Raw genomic sequence first — 15,148 nt, 5'->3', positions numbered from 1 at the left:
GGGCGGTGCTGGAGCTGCCGATGCTGGAGCGGGCGGTGCTGGAGCGGCTGGTGGCGATCTATTCCACCAGGTTGTTTTCGAGGGCGTAGCGGACCAGTTCGGTGCGGCTGGTGGTGCCGGTCTTGGTGAACAGGCGGCTCACGTACTTCTCGACGTTGCGGATCGAGGTTTCCAGCCGGCGGGCGATCTCCTTGTTCATCAGCCCCTCGGCCACCAGTTGCAGCACGCTCGCCTCGCGGGGCGTGAAGTCGAGCCTGACGCCGGTCGGCGCCTTCTTGGCGCCACCCACCTGCAGCAGCGAGCGGATCTCGGTGATCTGGCGGGCCATCTGGCCGATGTCGGCGTCGGCGTAGCGGGCGGCTTCGGCCAGCAGCCGCTCCTGGCGGCGCACCATGTTGCGCACGCGGGCCACCAGCTCGTCGGGATCGAACGGCTTGGGGATGTAATCGTCGACGCCCGCCTGAAAGCCCTCGATACGGTCGGCGGTCATGCCCTTGGCGGTGAGGAAGATCACCGGCGTGCCCCCCAGCCGCTCGTCGCCCCGCAGGCGCTTGAGCAGGCCATAGCCATCGAGGCGGGGCATCATCACGTCGGTGAGCACCACATCCGGCACCATCTCCTGGGCCACTTTCCAGCCCTCTTCGCCGTCGTTGGCGGTGACCACCTCGAAGCCCTCGTCCTGCAGGTAGGCCTGCACCGCCGTACGCAGTCCCGGTTCGTCGTCGACGAGCAGCAGGCGCGGCGGCTGGACGGGCACCGGGGTGGCGGAGCCGGCCTCGCCGGTGCTGAGCTCGCCGCTGGGGGTGGACTCCTGACCCTCCGCCAGGTGTTGGTTCGGGGCTTGGTCCTGGGCGGCGTCGCCGTCGGGTGAGGCTGCTGGGATGGCTTGGCTCATGGACCCACCGATGGTGCCGGAAATCTATCCAGGGCCGCCAACCCGGCTGCGGCGTGGCGTCAGAGCGATCCAGCCGGCAGGAATTGCTCCCGTTCCTGCAGGTTGCCGCTGTAGCCCAGCTGCAAGGCCACGGCACGCAGCCCGGCCGGGTCCTGGCCCGCGTGCTGCGGGTGGCAGGAGGCCCACCAGACCAGATGGTCTTTGCGGTTGACGCTGCTGATCGCCCCACCGGGATTGAGCTGGCGCAGGATCAGCTGGCGGCCGTCGTTGGTGACCCGCATCGGCGCGGTGGTGGTGCAGCCGATCGTTTCGGTGCGCACCTTGACATCATTGGGCAGCTCCTCCCACACCTTGATGCGCAGCAGCTGGGGCCGGGCCGGATCGGCGGTGACGGCATAGACCCCCAGCGCCTGCACACCACCAGGCACCACCCGTTCGAACACCAGGGCCATGCCCGGCGGGCGGTTCTGGGAGGGGATCAGCACCGGCGCCCCCTGGCCGTGGGCCGCACTCGCCAACAGGAACACGGAGCTGAAAGCCAGTGCGCAGCGAGGCATCACAGAAGAGCGCAGGGGCAGGACAGCAAGCCAAAGGTCTGGCGCCTGCCGCCATTCTCCACGCTTCTTCCCGGCCAGCGCGCCCACACCGATGCAGCGGGCTCGCTGTGATCGTGCGGTGCCACTGCTACAAGGGAACAGGGGCCGCAGCAGCGCCCCGACCCGTGTTCCCAGCCCCAGGCGATCCCGTGACCCATCCCTACCTGGACTACCAGGCCACCACCCCCTGTGAGCCGGCGGTGGTGGAAGCGATGGCGCCTTACTGGAGCGAGCTGTTCGCCAATCCGTCGAGCCGCCTGCATCGGCCGGGGCTGGAGGCGGCCACGGCGGTGGAGCGGGCGCGCGAGCAACTGGCGGCGCAGCTGGGGGTGGCCATTGAGCGGGTGGTGTTCACCAGCGGCGCCACCGAGGCCAACAACCTGGCCCTCAAAGGGCTGGCGGAAGCGCGGCAGCACCTGGGCCGCCACCTGATCACGGTGGCCACCGAGCACAAGGCCGTGCTCGACACCATGCGCGAACTGGAGCGGCGCGGCTTCGATCTGACTGTGCTGCCGGTGGGCGCCGATGGGCTGCTTGATCTGGGCGATCTGGTGGCAGCGCTGCGCCACGACACGATCCTGGTGAGCGTGATGGCCGCCAACAACGAAATCGGCGTGCTGCAGCCGCTGGCGGCGATCGGGTCGCTCTGCCGCGCCAGCGGTGTGGCGTTTCATTGCGATGCCGCCCAGGCCTTCGGCCACCTGGCCCTGCAACCCGACGCCCTCAGCATCGATCTGCTCAGCATGAGCGCCCACAAGTTCTACGGGCCCAAGGGCATCGGCGTGCTGGTGGTGGGCGAGGGGATCACGCTCAACCCCCAGCAGCACGGCGGTGGCCAGGAAGGGGGCCTGCGGGCCGGCACCCTGCCGGTGCCGTTGATCGTGGGCATGGCCAAGGCCGCCACACTCGCCCTGGCTGACCGGGAGGAACGCGAGGAGCGGCTGGGGGCCCTGCGGCAGCGGCTGCTGCAGGGATTGCTCGCCATCGAGGGCGTGGCGGTGAACGGCAGCCTCGAGCAGCGCCTGGCCCACAACCTCAACGTGCGCATCGCCGGCGTGGATGGCAACCGGCTGCACAGCCTGCTGCGGCGCCAGCTCACGGTGAGCGGCGGCTCGGCCTGCAGCGCCGGCAGCCCCTCCCATGTGCTCGCCGCCCTGGGGCTCGACCGCGCGGCGGCGGCGGCCTCGGTGCGCTTCGGGCTGGGCCGCGGCACCACCACGGGCGACATCGATCAGGCGATCGCCGCCGTGGCTGCGGCCGTGGCGGAGCTGCGCCAACCGCCCGCCGCCCCCGCTCCAGCACCACCGCCGTTGGAGGTGGAGGCGCTCAGGGCGCCAGCACCGTGCTGAGCAGCACGAAGCCCGCCACCCCCAGCAGCGCCAGCAGGAACTGAGCCGCCCGGCTCACAAGCATGCCGGCCACCACTGCCAGCCCCACCAGCAGCGCGCGGCGCAGCCGCTCCAGCCCCAGCGGCCCCAGCGCCGACGTCGCCGATACCAGCTCGCCAAGGGTGGCCCCCAGCAGCGGCCCCACCAGAGCACCCAGCAGCGGTCCGCCCACCGGCAGGGCGGGCAGCAGCCCCAGCAGGCCCACCACCAGCCCGAGGCCGGCGCCGATGTAGGCCCAGCGGGTGGCCTGCAGCCGGGCCGCCCCCAGCAGCACCCCGAGCGCGTCGGCCACCCAGCCCAGCAGCAGGATCAGGCAGGCCAGCAGCAGGGTGGGCCAGGCGGTGATCCAGCCCGCCGCCCACACCCACAGGCCGGCCCCGAGCGGCAGGAAGATCAGCCCCGGCAGCACGGGCAGCAGGGTGCCGGGAATGGCCACCAGCTGCAGCGTGAGCGCCAGCCACCAGAGCGCATCGAGCGAAGACATCAGCGCCGTGCCGCCACCCGCAGCTTGGCGGAGCGGCTGCGGGGATTGGCCTCCTGCTCTGCCTCCGTGGCGGTCAGCGGCTTGCGCGTGCGCCGCTCCAGGCGCTCATCGCCCAGAAAGGCCGTCTTGACGCGGCGATCTTCGAGCGAATGGAAGCTGATCACCGCCAGCACGCCGCCCGGCAGCAACCACTGAGGTGCCTGCTGCAGGAAGCGCTCGAGGGCGCCAAGCTCATCGTTGACGGCGATGCGCAGGGCCTGGAAGGTGCGGGTGGCGGGATGCAGGCGGCCGCGCCGTGCCGCCGGTGGGTAGCAGCCGGCCACCAGGTAGGCAAGGGCGCTGGTGCCGCCGCCCGTTCGGTCAGCGGGGCTCCAGGGGCGCTGCTCGACGATGCGGCGGGCGATCCGCCGGGAGAGGCGCTCCTCCCCGTAGGCATAGATCAGATCAGCCAGCGCCTTCTCCTCCAGGCGGTCGAGCAGCTCGGCGGCACTCTCGCCGGCGCTGGTGTTCATGCGCATGTCGATCGGCCCGTCGGCGCGGAAGCTGAAGCCGCGCTCCGCCACATCCAGCTGCGGGCTGCTCACCCCCAGATCGGCCAGCACCCCATGCACAGGGGCGGCGGGAGCGAAGGCGGCGAAATTGGTGGCGATCAGGCGCACCCGCTCGCCGAACGGGGCCAGCCGCGTGGCGGCGGCGGCCAGGGCGGTGGGGTCCTGATCCAGGCCGATCAGCTGCAGATCCGGGTGCGCCTCCAGCAGCAGGGCGCTGTGGCCGCCGCCGCCCACGGTGGCGTCGATCACGGTGGCGCCGGCGGGCAGGCCGCTGAAGGCCGCCAGCACGGGATCGGCAAGCACCGGCAGATGGTGGAACCCGGGCGAAGCGTCTGGCGGCAAAGGCCCTTGTTGCGGCCATCCCTTCCTAAGATCCGGCGGACCGCTCGCCCGCCCCGGCGCCATGACGCAGCTCGAAACACGCACCGAGCCGATGGTGGTGAACTTCGGGCCCCACCACCCTTCGATGCACGGGGTGTTACGGCTGGTGGTGACCCTCGACGGCGAGGACGTGGTGGATTGTGAGCCGGTGATCGGCTACCTGCACCGCGGCATGGAGAAGATCGCCGAGAACCGCACGAACGTGATGTTCGTGCCCTATGTGAGCCGGTGGGACTATGCCGCCGGCATGTTCAACGAAGCGATCACGGTGAACGCCCCTGAGAAACTGGCCGACATCCCGGTGCCCAAGCGGGCCAGCTACATCCGGGTGCTGATGCTGGAGCTCAACCGCATCGCTAATCACCTGCTCTGGCTGGGCCCCTTCCTGGCGGATGTGGGCGCCCAGACCCCGTTCTTCTACATCTTCCGCGAACGGGAGATGATCTACGACCTCTGGGAAGCGGCCACCGGCCAGCGGCTGATCAACAACAACTACTTCCGCATCGGTGGCGTCGCTGCCGACCTTCCCTACGGCTGGCTGGAGAAGTGTCTCGACTTCCTCGATTATTTCGGCCCGAAGATCGATGAATACGAAAAACTGATCACCAACAACCCGATCTTCAAGCGCCGCATCCAGGGCCTCGGTGTGATCAGCCGTGAGATGGCGATCAACTGGAGCCTGTCGGGGCCGATGCTGCGCGCCTCCGGGGTGCCGTGGGATCTGCGCAAGGTGGATCACTACGAGTGCTACGACGACTTCGAGTGGGACGTGGCCTGGCGCACGGAAGGCGATTGCTATGCGCGCTATCAGGTGCGCATCGAGGAGATGCGGCAGTCGCTGAAGATCCTGCAACAGGCCTGCAAGGCCATCCCGGGCGGCCCCACCGAAAATCTGGAAGCCAAACGCCTGAGCGAAGGCAAAGGGGGTGAATCCTTTGGCTTTGATTATCAGTACATCGCCAAGAAGGTGGCTCCCACCTTCAAGATTCCCGGCGGTGAGCTCTATGCGCGGCTGGAATCAGGCAAAGGGGAGCTGGGCGTGTTCATCATGGGCAACGACGATGTCACCCCCTGGCGTTGGAAGATCCGCGCCGCCGATTTCAACAACCTCCAGATCCTGCCCCACATCCTCACCGGGGCCAAGGTGGCCGACATCATGGCGATCCTCGGCTCGATCGACGTGATCATGGGCTCGGTGGATCGCTGAACGCCTCCCGCCGCCGTGATCCCCAGCGGAGCCGGCGTCAGCGCTGGCTCGATCAGTTGCGCCGTTGCGGTGTGGCCCTGCCGGCGCTGCTCACCGGCTACCTCTGGCTGAAGGGTTGGCACGGCGGCCTGCCGGGGTTCTCCTGCCCGCTGCGGGAGCTCACGGGTGTTCCCTGCCCCACCTGCTTCCTCACCCGCGCCACGGCCCAAGCCCTCAACGGGCAGTTCGCCGCCTCAGTGCAGTTGCACGCTTTCGGGCCGATCGCCGCGGCCGCCCTGGTGGTGTGGTCGGTGGCGGCGTTGCGCAGCGGCCGGCTGGTGCCCTGGGATCTAAGCGGGCGCCAGCTGGTGCTGGCTGGCGCCGCCTTGCTGCTCTATTGGGCCGGGCGGATGGGGCTTGCTTACGGGCTCGGCCTGCCGGCGTTTCCGAGCGGTTAGGCCGCCTCACCTCAGCGGGTGCGTGCGTGAGGCGGTTGTAGGCGCGATGACGTTCCGGGTCTAACTGATGGCTCCCTGGTGATAAGCGGAGTTCTGGATGTAGAAGGTGGCCACCGGCACGGCCACCAGGGCGCCAAGGCCGCAGGTGCAGACGGAAACGACGACCACCACCAGCCAGGTAAGCAGCTGAATGCCGGCAAAGGTGCGCCCGCGCGGTGAGCGATACACCGCCTGGAACGAGGCCGTGAACGCCTCCACGATCGGCTGATCACTGAGGAAGATCCTGTTCACGAAGACGGGCGTCACCAACGCCACCGCGATGCCGGGCAGGATGCAGAGCAGGAAGCCCACGGTGGTCACCACCGAGAACAACACACCGGCAAGCAGATAACGCAGAGGCCGCTGCAACAGGGCACGGAAGGCCACCTGGGAGGAAATGTTCTCGCCGCTGTCGTAATGCATGGCGGGCACGGCCACGAACAGCACCCCCACCAGATTGGAGAGGATCGCAAACGGCACCTGCGAGAGGTTGCCCAGCCACACCGCCAGTGTCCCGACGACTTCGGCATCGGTGTTGCCGCCGGCCAGACCGATCCCCACCAAAGAAAAGATCACCGACACAACAAAGCCGATCACGGCGATGACGATCGTGGCCACCCAGATCAGCAGGATGGTGGGGATGTGAGCCACAAAGGCAATCCAGGCCTTGTTGATGCTGGGCGGCTCGTAAGCGATCTCGGCGGCCAAAAGAAAAACAACGCACTGGAGGAAACGTAGTCGTGGAGACCACGGCCGACAACAGACCTGTCATGAACGCCGGAAATCTCCGGCCAGCGAGCGAGCAAGGGGCGGTGCCGCAGGGCGGCCCACCAGGATGGGCAGATGGCGGGAAGGCGGGAGGAAGGTGATGCAGCCAGGGGATGAGGCGATCCGCCTGGAGTTGGGGCACGTGGCCTGCGGGCAGGGGCTGGAGGGAGAGCCCGGCGCTCCCCCGGATCCCGCCGACTGGCTGGTGCTGCGGCGCACAGTGCGCTTCGGCGACACCGATGCCGCCGGCGTGATGCATTTCCATCAGTTGCTGCGCTGGTGCCACGAAGCCTGGGAAGAAAGTCTGGAGCGCTTCGGCGTTCCGGCCGCAGAGATCTTTCCAACCCCCGCCGCCATGCCCGCCCGCGCCCTGCCGGTGGTGCACTGCGACGCCGACTACCGGCGGCCGCTGGTATGCGGCGCGCCCCTGACGATCAGGCTGGAGCCGCAACGCCTGGAGCCGTCAAGCCTCGAAGTGGGGTATCGCTTCCATTGCGAGGGGCGTGAAGTGGCTCGAGCCCGGCTGCAGCACGTGGCGATCGATCCAGCGACCCGGCAACGGCAACCGCTGCCGGACGTGATCGAACGGTGGCTGGTGGCCTCAGCTCCGGATTAGCGGCCGAAGACCCACAACAGTCCCGCCAGCTGCAGTGGCAGCAGGGAGGCAAACAGCGTGAGGGGGTGGAGCGGTTCCAGCGCGAGGCCGGGGGCCAGGCTGACGCTGGCCACGCCGCCCACACCGAGCACCACGAGCAGCAGGGCTCGACGGACTGCGCCGGCGCGTTGCGGCGCCATCAGAACCACTCCTTCTGGGCGTCGATGTAGGAGGCCTTGAAATCCTGGGGGGTGGCGGCGAGATAAATGATGCCTTCGATCAAGCCGATCACACCCATCACAAAGCCGCCGAAGCCGCAGGTGAGCACGGTGACGAGCAGCATGATGATGCCGGCTTTGGTGTAACCGAGCACGAACTTGTGTATGCCCAGCGCACCGAGAAACAGCCCCATCAGCCCCGCGACCAGTTTCTTGTTGGCGATTTCGGAATCGGTCAGTTCGGCCATTGGGGGCAGTCAACGCGCACCCTCTTTAGCGGGGTTCGGGGTTGATTTCATGCTGTTGCCGCAACCATTCATGCCAGCGCGGCCGCTGCCACTTGCCCGTGTCGGTGCGCGCCAGTGAGGAGCAGGTCCACCAGTGCAGCGGCCGCTGTGCCGGCGGCAGGCGGCGGGCGAGCGCGATCAGGCCCTCGCGCAGCGGCGGATCAGCTCCGGCAACACCTGAGCTGCCCCCATCACCGCCTTCGGGCAGAGGACGGAACAGAGCCACCAGCCGCTCGCCCCAGAGCGGTTCGGTCACCGGCAGCAGCAACAGATCCGCCAGCGGCAGGCCGGCGGCGGCCGCCAGCGCCTTCAGCCGCTGCTCCACCTGTTCGGGAAACACGGTTTCGCCGCCGCTGTGGATGGCGCCGTCGAGCCGACCCAGCACCTGCAGGCCGGCCGCTGTGAGCTGCCCGGCATCGCCGCTGGCCCACCAGCCCTCACCGCCGGGTTCAGCGAACGGCCGCAGGCCGCTGCCGTCGGCGGCCAGCCAGCCCGGGCTGAGTCGCCCGCAACGCAGCTCGATCGCGCCATCGGCGGGGTTCAGGCGCAGGGTCACGTCGTCGAGGGGATGGCCGCAGCCCCCATCGCCGGCCAGGAAGCGCTCAGGCGCCAACGCCGTGACCATGGCGGCGGTTTCGGTGGCCCCGTAGCAAGGGGAGAGGCGGATGTCCTCGCGCCGGGCCCAGGCGGCCAGATCCGGCGCCAGGGGGCCACCACCGGTCCAGATCACCGCCACCCCCCGCAACCAGCGCCGCGCCGCCGGATCCGCCAGCAGGCGCTGCAGCTGGGTGGGCACCAGCGACAGCAGCACCGGGCGATCCGTCGGCAGCGGCACCGCCTGCGCCAGCTCGGCGGGCGCACGCAGCAGCTGGGGCGGCAACCAGCGCCACTGGCCGCCCCACTGGCGGGCGCGCAGCACCGGCATCAGGCCGCTGGTGTGCTGCAACGGCAGCGGATTGAGCTGCAGGCAGGCGGCGGGGTCGAGGCCCAGCGCCTGCAGCCAGGCGGCTGTGGCGCGGGCCGAGGCCTGCAGGTGGGCCAGCGGCTGCACGCACCAGCGGCGCCCGCCGCGGCTGCCACCGCTGCCGATCACCACCCCCGGCGCCGCCAGCGGCGGGCAGCCAGCCATCGCCGCCGCCAGCCGCTCCCCTTCCCCCACGCCGCACACCCCCACCAGCTGCCCCTGCTGCCAGGCGTCCAGCAGCCGGGCCAGCTGCGGCTCAGGCGCCAGCTCGGCGCGCACTTCAAGGCTGAGGGCCATCGTCTGCCCGATCAGGCGTCACAAGCTATGGCCTCCCTCGTGCTGCAGGGCGGCGCCAGCGGCCTGCCACACCGCTTCCGGATCGGCGGCGCGCAACGCTGACGCCGCCTGCCAGCCGGGCGCCAGGCCGGGGGCGGCGGGGGTGGCACCCCGGCTCTGCAACGTCGCCAGATGCCCCACCAGCCGCTGGGCGATGCCCGTTTCGAAGGCCGTGCTCAGCACCACCGCTCCGCTGGGGCTTGCACCGCCGCCAGCCTTTGCGCCGACGCTGGCTTGCTGCAACGCCAACAGCAGCGGCCGGGGATCCCCTTCCACGGCCGGTCGCCGCACCTGCCAGCCCGGCCAGTGGCGGCGCAGGTCGGGATCGTGCTGCAGCGACTCATCCAGCGCCACCGGCACCCGCCGGGCCAGCGCCTGCAGACCGGAAAGGTCAGCGGGAGCCAGGGGCTGCTCCAGCCAGTCCAGGCGCGGATCCTGCGCGAGCCGCTCGGCCCACTGCCAGGCCGTGGCGCGGTCCCAGCCGCCGTTGGCATCCAGGCGCAGGCGGCTGCCGGCGGGCAGGCGCGCCAACAACTGCTCCAGCACCTGCCGCTCGGCGTGATCACCCGCAGCGGCCACCTTCCATTTGCAGGTGAGGGGCGTCGCGTCTGGCCGATCGAGCGCCGCGGCCAGGGCCGCCACCGCCGCCTCCCCCGCCGGCAGGAGCACGGCGGAGGGGGGCGGCGCCAGCCAGCCGCCGCCGGCCGCGCCCACCAGCCCATCGGCTTCCGCCAGGGCCAGGCCCAGCGCGAAAGCCAGCTCGGGCGGCAGCCCCGGCAATGCCGCCTCCAGCTTCTGCCGGGGCAGAGCGCCGCCGAAGCTCTCGATCGCCTCGGCCAGCTGGCGGTGGCGCTTCTGGGCGGTGGCTGGGTTGAAACAGAGCGGCGCCGCCTCTCCCCAGCCAAGGCCGGCGGGGGCGGATCGGCCAACGCCGGTCTCAAGGCGCAGCAACCAGCCGCGCTTCTCGATCAAGGCGCCCTGGGCCGTAACGAGCGGACGCTTCAGCGGCAGCCGGAAGGGCCGCCAGGTGAGGATTACCAGCGGCTCAACCATGGCCCCACCGCCAGCCCACAGGCCAGGCCGAGCCCATTGAAGGCCTGAAACTGAAGCGCCAGGAACTTGCTGCCGCTGATCTGCTCCGGGGCGGCGTGGTGCTCTCGCAGCAACTGGATCAGGGCGCGGGCCGGCGGCAGCCCCACCACCCCGAACAGGGCCGTGAGCGGCCAGCGGCCCAACAGCACCGGCGCCCACTGCAGGGCGAGGGTGAGCGCCACGAACCAGGGCACCAGCGCCGCCGCCGGCGCCGTGCCCAGCCGCACCACCGGCGACTGCTTGCCATGGGCGGCGTCTTCCGCCACCTGGTGGAAATGGGAACAGAAGAGAACCAGGCTGGTGGCGATGGCGGGGCCGCCGCCGAGCAGCAGGGCCGTGCGCCACGGGATCGCCGTGGCCGGTGCGGCGGGGGCGAGGGCCAGCAGGGCGGCGGCGGTGGCAAGCGGCCCGAACGCCAGCCAGCACAGCGGTTCCCCCAGCCCCCGGTAGCCCAGCCGCAGTGGCGGCCCCTGGTAGGCGTAGCCGAGCCCGCAGCAGGCCAGCACCAGCGCCAGCACCGCCGGGCTGCTGCGGGCGGCCACCACGGCAATCAACACCAGACCCAGCCCCAGGCAGCCATTGGCCAGCACCGCCACCCGGTCGCGGCGGCCGGTGAGGTTCACCACCGAATGGGGCTTGCCGAGCCGGTCCACGCCGGTGTCGGCATCGAACACATCGTTGGCGAGGTTCTCCCAGGCGAGCAGCAGCACCGCCGCCAGCAGGAAAGCCAGCAGCTGCCCCCAGCGCAGCGCCTGGCCCTGCCCCAGCAGCCAGCCGGCCGCCAGCAGCACCGGCATCACCGCCACCGAATACATCGGCCACTTGATCGCCGCCTTCCACAACTGCCGGCGGGCGGGGGCGGGCGGGGCGTAACGGCTTGCGACGACCTGGGGGTCGGACATGGGCGACGGGCGCCTCAGGCAGGAAGGGGCCCATACATTTGAGCAGCCTTTCCCGCCCGCCCCTCGGCACCCTTCCTGGTGCAGGTTCCTCCCTCCTTCACCGAGCTGCTGGCCAGCTCCGCTGCTGCCGCCCGCCGGCTGGACGAGGAGGGCGTGCTGAGCCTGGCGCTGCCGATCGCGCCACGCGATCCGCTGGCGGTGCTGCCCGAGCTGGGCAGCGGCCTGCCCTTCCGCTTCCTCTGGGATGGAGCGCCGGGCCTGTGCCTGGCGGCCAGCGGCGTCGCCAACGTGCTGGAGCTGAGTGGCCCGCGGCGCTTCGAGCTGGCCCAGCGCTTCAGCGCCGTGAGCCTGAGCCGGCTGGCCTGCGCCGCTGGCCCCTGTCCGCCACTGGCCCGCCCGCGGGTGCTGCTGGCCTTTTCCTTCTTCGACACACCGTTGCAGGAGGGCACCGGCGTGCCCGGCGTGCAGGCGGTGCTGCCCCGCTGGCAGCTGAGCCGGCAGGGCCGCCACTGCTGGCTGCGGCTGCAGCGCCCGCTGGGGGGCGGCATCACCGCCCGCAGCGTGGCCGAGGAGCTGTGGGAGCAGGCCCAGCGGCTGGAGCGTGCGAGCGAACACGCCACCGCTGAAGCCTGGCGGGCCCGCCGCCCCGACATCGCCGGACGCTCCAGCTGGGAGACGGGCTACCGCCTGGCCGTGCAGCGGGCCATGGAGCTGGTGGACAGCGGCGATCTGCGCAAGCTGGTGGTGGCAGTGCGCCAGCAGTTGCAGCTCGACCGCCCGCTGGATCCGCTCGTGCTGCTGCATCAGTTGCGCCAGCACCAGCCGGGCAGCTGCCGCTTCCTGTGGCAGCAGCGCCAGGGCGACGCCCTGATCGGCGCCTCACCGGAACGCCTGCTCACCGTGCGCCAGGGCCAGCTGCGCAGCGATGCCCTGGCCGGCACCGCCCCTTGCGGCCCGCAGGCCGAGGCGCTGAGCCGCTCCGTCAAAGACCGGCACGAGCATGAGCTGGTGGTTGAGGCGATCACCGAGGTGCTGGCCGGCGCCGGGCTGGCACCGCGACGGCCGCGCCATCCACGGCTGGCAAGGCACGGCAACCTGGTGCACCTGCACACACCGATCACGGCCGCGCTCGGCGCCCATCAGCCGCTGGCCGTCGCTGCAGCGCTCCATCCCACCCCGGCGGTGGCGGGGCTGCCCCGGCGGGCGGCGATGGCCTGGCTGCGCAGCCTCGAACCGTTCGAGCGGGGCCATTACGCCGCACCGATCGGCTGGATCGACAGCGCCGGTGACGCGGAACTGCGGGTGGCGATCCGCAGCGGCCGGTTGCGGGGCGACCAGCTGGAGCTCACCGCCGGCGCCGGTCTGGTGAAGGGGTCGGAGCCGGAGCGGGAGCTGCAGGAGGTGGCGTTGAAGCTGGGGGTGCTGCAGCAGCAGCTCAGCCTGCCGCTCACCCCCTCAACAAACGCTCCATGGTGAGATCGGCCACGGGCACACCGCCCAGCCGTTCGATCTCGCGGATGCCGGTGGGGCTGGTCACGTTGATCTCGCTGAGGCGGCCATCGATCACATCGATGCCCACGAAGAACAGGCCTTCGGCCTGAAGCACCGGCGCCAGTTCGGCGCAGATGGCGGTTTCGGCGCTGGTGAGGGCCGTGGGCTCGGGCGCACCGCCCACCGCCAGGTTGCTGCGGAACTCACCAGGAAGCGGCCGGCGGTTGATCGCCCCCAGCGGCTCACCGTTCACCAAGAGGATGCGTTTGTCGCCGGCGGTGACAGCCGGCAGGAAGGCCTGCACCATCACCGGCAACGTCTGCTGATGGGTGACCAGCTCCAGCAGGGCGCGCAGGCCGGGGGCAGCGGCGGCGGTACGCACGACGCCCTGGCCGGCGCGGCCCCCCAGCGGCTTGAGCACCACCTCATGATGCTGGGCAGCGAAGGCGGCCAGCTGCTCGGCATCGGCGCTCACCAGCGAAGGCGCCATCAGGTGGCTGAAGCGCAGGGCGCCAAGCTTCTCGTTCCAGGCCAGCAGGGCCGCCGGCCGGTTGAGCACGCGCACGCCCTGGTGCTCGGCCCGCTCCAGCAGCAGGGTGGCGTAGAGGAAGGCTTCATCGACGGGGGGATCCTTGCGCATCCACACCACCGGGAAGTGGCGGAGCGGCAACCAGAGCGGTTCCCCGGCGCTGAACCAGGGATCGGGCACCTGCCAGCCCTCGCCCTCAACGCGCATGGGGGCAAGCGTGACCGGGCGGGCGCGCACCAATGGAGTGCAACCGGGGCTGGCGGCACCCGCCCGCTCGCCTTCCACGGCCAACTCGGCGATGGTGCAGACCCACACCTCCTGGCCGGCCCGCTGGGCGGCCTGCATCAGGGCAACGCTGGAATCCTTGGCCGGCCGCAGCCGCTCGATGGGGTCGACGACAAAGAGCTGGGAAGCGGCCTGAGGGGTGCGTGCTGTGGCCCCCACCCCTCAGGCTCCCTGCAGCAGGGAATTGAGGCGGCCGGTGCGTTCGAGGCCGTGGAGCTCGTCGCAGCCGCCGATGCCCTGATCGGCGATGAAGATCTGGGGCAGGCTGGTGCGTCCACCGGCGCGGTCGGCCATGGCGGCGCGGGCCGCATCATCGCCGTCGATGGCGTATTCGGTATAGGCGACCCCTTTGCGCTCCAGCAGCGCCTTGGCGCGCATGCAGAACGGGCAGAAGCGCCAGGTGTAGATCTCCACGCTGGGGCTGGCGGAGGAGGGAGCGGAGGATGCCGCCATCAGGCTGGACCAGTGCTTTGGCCCGATCCTAGGAGCGGCCCCGCTTCGGGGTGCAGGCGCGGCTGATACGGTCGAATCCACTACGCCCCAGGCCCGCCGGTGCTCGATCTCACCGATTTCAAGCGCGATCTCTCCGAGCTCACTGACCGCCTGGGCCATGCCCAGGACTGTCTTTGACGTACCGGCCCTGAACGCCCGCCAGCAGGACCTCGAGCAGCTGGCCTCCCAGCCCGGCTTCTGGGACGACCAGCAGCAGGCCAAGAAACAGATGCGCCTGCTCGATGAGGTGAAGGCGCAACTGCAGCAATTACAGCATTGGCAGGCGGCGATCGACGACGCCCGCGCCACGCTGGAGCTCTACGACCTGGAACCCGACCAGGAGCTGCTGGCCGAGGCCAACGGCGGCCTGCAGCAGCTCAAGGGCGCCCTCGACCGCTGGGAGCTGGAGCGGCTGCTGAGCGGGATTTACGACAAGGAAGGTGCCGTGATCTCGATCAATGCCGGCGCTGGCGGCACCGACGCCCAGGACTGGGCGCTGATGCTGATGCGCATGTACAACCGCTGGGCCGAAGACCACGGCATGAAGGTGTCGGTGGACGAACTCTCGGAAGGGGAGGAGGCGGGGATCAAGAGCTGCACGTTCGAGATCGAGGGCCGCTATGCCTACGGCTACCTGCGCAACGAGAAGGGCACCCACCGGCTGGTGCGGATCTCGCCGTTCAACGCCAACGACAAGCGCCAGACGAGCTTCGCGGGGGTGGAGGTGATGCCGAAGCTGGATGAAGACGTGAAGCTCGACATCCCCGACAAGGACCTGGAGATCACCACCTCCCGCTCGGGCGGCGCCGGCGGCCAGAACGTGAACAAGGTGGAAACGGCGGTGCGGATCCTGCACGTGCCCACCGGCCTGGCGGTGCGCTGCACCCAGGAGCGCTCCCAGCTCCAGAACAAGGAGAAGGCGATGGCGCTGCTGATGGCCAAGCTGCTGGTGATCGCCCAGGAGCAGCGCGCCTCGGAGATCGCCGACATCCGCGGCGACATCGTGGAGGCGGCCTGGGGCAACCAGATCCGCAACTACGTGTTCCATCCGTACCAGATGGTGAAGGACCTGCGCACCGCCGTGGAAACCACGGATGTGCAAGGGGTGATGGATGGCGATCTCGATCCCTTCATCCAGGCGCTGCTGCGCCAAGGTGTGGAGATCGCCGCCGATGAGGCCGCCTGAGCCCCGTAGATCCCCCGATGGCCGA

General features: G+C 70.4%; 18 protein-coding genes. 6 read left to right on the top strand and 12 right to left on the bottom strand.

The window, feature by feature from the left end:
* Positions 1-58 precede the first annotated feature (58 nt).
* Together KBY97_RS06590 and KBY97_RS06585 are read right to left on the bottom strand one after the other, a co-directional pair.
* On the bottom strand, positions 59-895 hold the full coding sequence (locus tag KBY97_RS06590; protein WP_255145896.1) for a response regulator transcription factor: 837 nt from the start codon (positions 893-895) through the stop codon (positions 59-61).
* 59 nt (positions 896-954) lie between these two features.
* Positions 955-1,452, bottom strand: coding sequence for a hypothetical protein (locus KBY97_RS06585; protein ID WP_255145895.1), 498 nt, complete (start codon positions 1,450-1,452; stop codon positions 955-957).
* Positions 1,453-1,640: 188 nt separating this feature from the next.
* Here KBY97_RS06585 and KBY97_RS06580 point away from each other — a divergent pair, with 188 nt between their 5' ends.
* Complete coding sequence (locus KBY97_RS06580) at positions 1,641-2,840, top strand: cysteine desulfurase family protein (protein WP_255145894.1); 1,200 nt, start codon at positions 1,641-1,643, stop codon at positions 2,838-2,840.
* On the opposite strand, the gene KBY97_RS06575 is transcribed toward KBY97_RS06580, so the two are convergent.
* Both KBY97_RS06575 and rsmH read right to left on the bottom strand, forming a co-directional pair.
* A complete protein-coding gene (locus KBY97_RS06575; RefSeq protein WP_255145893.1) occupies positions 2,818-3,363 on the bottom strand; it encodes a DUF456 domain-containing protein in 546 nt (181 codons plus the stop codon). The two genes, KBY97_RS06580 and KBY97_RS06575, sit on opposite strands and share 23 nt — an antisense overlap.
* Positions 3,363-4,223: a 16S rRNA (cytosine(1402)-N(4))-methyltransferase RsmH gene (gene rsmH, locus KBY97_RS06570; RefSeq protein ID WP_255145955.1), complete on the bottom strand. Its 861-nt coding sequence runs from the start codon at positions 4,221-4,223 to the stop codon at positions 3,363-3,365. Before rsmH ends, KBY97_RS06575 begins: the two co-directional genes overlap by 1 nt.
* A gap of 94 nt (positions 4,224-4,317) precedes the next feature.
* Here rsmH and KBY97_RS06565 point away from each other — a divergent pair, with 94 nt between their 5' ends.
* Both KBY97_RS06565 and KBY97_RS06560 read left to right on the top strand, forming a co-directional pair.
* Positions 4,318-5,502, top strand: coding sequence for an NAD(P)H-quinone oxidoreductase subunit H (locus KBY97_RS06565; protein WP_255145892.1), 1,185 nt, complete (start codon positions 4,318-4,320; stop codon positions 5,500-5,502).
* Positions 5,503-5,558: 56 nt separating this feature from the next.
* Positions 5,559-5,939 (top strand): DUF2752 domain-containing protein, encoded by a 381-nt coding sequence (locus tag KBY97_RS06560; RefSeq protein ID WP_255145891.1) that lies wholly within the window; start codon positions 5,559-5,561, stop codon positions 5,937-5,939.
* 60 nt (positions 5,940-5,999) lie between these two features.
* On the opposite strand, the gene KBY97_RS06555 is transcribed toward KBY97_RS06560, so the two are convergent.
* Entirely contained in the window at positions 6,000-6,686 is a 687-nt protein-coding gene (locus KBY97_RS06555; protein WP_255145890.1) for a hypothetical protein, read from the bottom strand.
* Positions 6,687-6,846: 160 nt separating this feature from the next.
* Here KBY97_RS06555 and KBY97_RS06550 point away from each other — a divergent pair, with 160 nt between their 5' ends.
* On the top strand, positions 6,847-7,362 hold the full coding sequence (locus KBY97_RS06550) for a thioesterase family protein (RefSeq protein ID WP_255145889.1): 516 nt from the start codon (positions 6,847-6,849) through the stop codon (positions 7,360-7,362).
* Here KBY97_RS06550 and KBY97_RS06545 read toward each other — a convergent pair.
* From KBY97_RS06545 to menA, 5 genes are read right to left on the bottom strand one after another with little or no spacing between them, the layout of a single operon-like run.
* Positions 7,359-7,541, bottom strand: a complete 183-nt coding sequence (locus KBY97_RS06545) for a hypothetical protein (protein ID WP_255145888.1) — start codon at positions 7,539-7,541, stop codon at positions 7,359-7,361. The genes KBY97_RS06550 and KBY97_RS06545 overlap by 4 nt on opposite strands.
* Complete coding sequence (locus KBY97_RS06540) at positions 7,541-7,807, bottom strand: TM2 domain-containing protein (RefSeq protein WP_255145887.1); 267 nt, start codon at positions 7,805-7,807, stop codon at positions 7,541-7,543. The genes KBY97_RS06545 and KBY97_RS06540 overlap by 1 nt, the downstream gene beginning before the upstream one ends.
* Positions 7,808-7,832: 25 nt before the next feature.
* Positions 7,833-9,107: an AMP-binding protein gene (locus tag KBY97_RS06535; RefSeq protein ID WP_255145886.1), complete on the bottom strand. Its 1,275-nt coding sequence runs from the start codon at positions 9,105-9,107 to the stop codon at positions 7,833-7,835.
* Between the two features lie 18 nt (positions 9,108-9,125).
* Positions 9,126-10,199, bottom strand: a complete 1,074-nt coding sequence (locus KBY97_RS06530) for an o-succinylbenzoate synthase (protein WP_255145885.1) — start codon at positions 10,197-10,199, stop codon at positions 9,126-9,128.
* A complete protein-coding gene (gene menA / locus KBY97_RS06525) occupies positions 10,181-11,140 on the bottom strand; it encodes a 2-carboxy-1,4-naphthoquinone phytyltransferase (protein WP_255145884.1) in 960 nt (319 codons plus the stop codon). The genes KBY97_RS06530 and menA overlap by 19 nt, the downstream gene beginning before the upstream one ends.
* 78 nt (positions 11,141-11,218) lie before the next feature.
* Here menA and KBY97_RS06520 point away from each other — a divergent pair, with 78 nt between their 5' ends.
* The gene (locus tag KBY97_RS06520; protein ID WP_255145883.1) at positions 11,219-12,616 is read left to right on the top strand and encodes an isochorismate synthase MenF; all 1,398 of its coding nucleotides are present in this window, start codon (positions 11,219-11,221) and stop codon (positions 12,614-12,616) included.
* Here the strand turns inward: KBY97_RS06520 and gshB are convergent.
* Together gshB and grxC are read right to left on the bottom strand one after the other, a co-directional pair.
* A complete protein-coding gene (gene gshB, locus KBY97_RS06515) occupies positions 12,588-13,604 on the bottom strand; it encodes a glutathione synthase (protein WP_255145882.1) in 1,017 nt (338 codons plus the stop codon). The two genes, KBY97_RS06520 and gshB, sit on opposite strands and share 29 nt — an antisense overlap.
* Before the next feature lie 3 nt (positions 13,605-13,607).
* Positions 13,608-13,898: a glutaredoxin 3 gene (grxC, locus tag KBY97_RS06510; RefSeq protein ID WP_255145881.1), complete on the bottom strand. Its 291-nt coding sequence runs from the start codon at positions 13,896-13,898 to the stop codon at positions 13,608-13,610.
* A 99-nt stretch (positions 13,899-13,997) separates the two neighbouring features.
* Between grxC and prfB the strand changes: the two genes are divergently transcribed.
* A protein-coding gene (prfB, locus tag KBY97_RS06505; RefSeq protein WP_255145880.1) for a peptide chain release factor 2 occupies positions 13,998-15,123 on the top strand; the annotation gives its coding sequence in 2 pieces (ribosomal slippage) (positions 13,998-14,072 and positions 14,074-15,123; 1,125 coding nt in all).
* The last annotated feature ends 25 nt before the right edge of the window (positions 15,124-15,148 follow it).

The sequence above is a fragment of the Synechococcus sp. ATX 2A4 genome, from assembly GCF_024346375.1.
Lineage (GTDB): Bacteria > Cyanobacteriota > Cyanobacteriia > PCC-6307 > Cyanobiaceae > MW101C3.
This window is presented reverse-complemented; position numbering and strand designations above follow the sequence as displayed.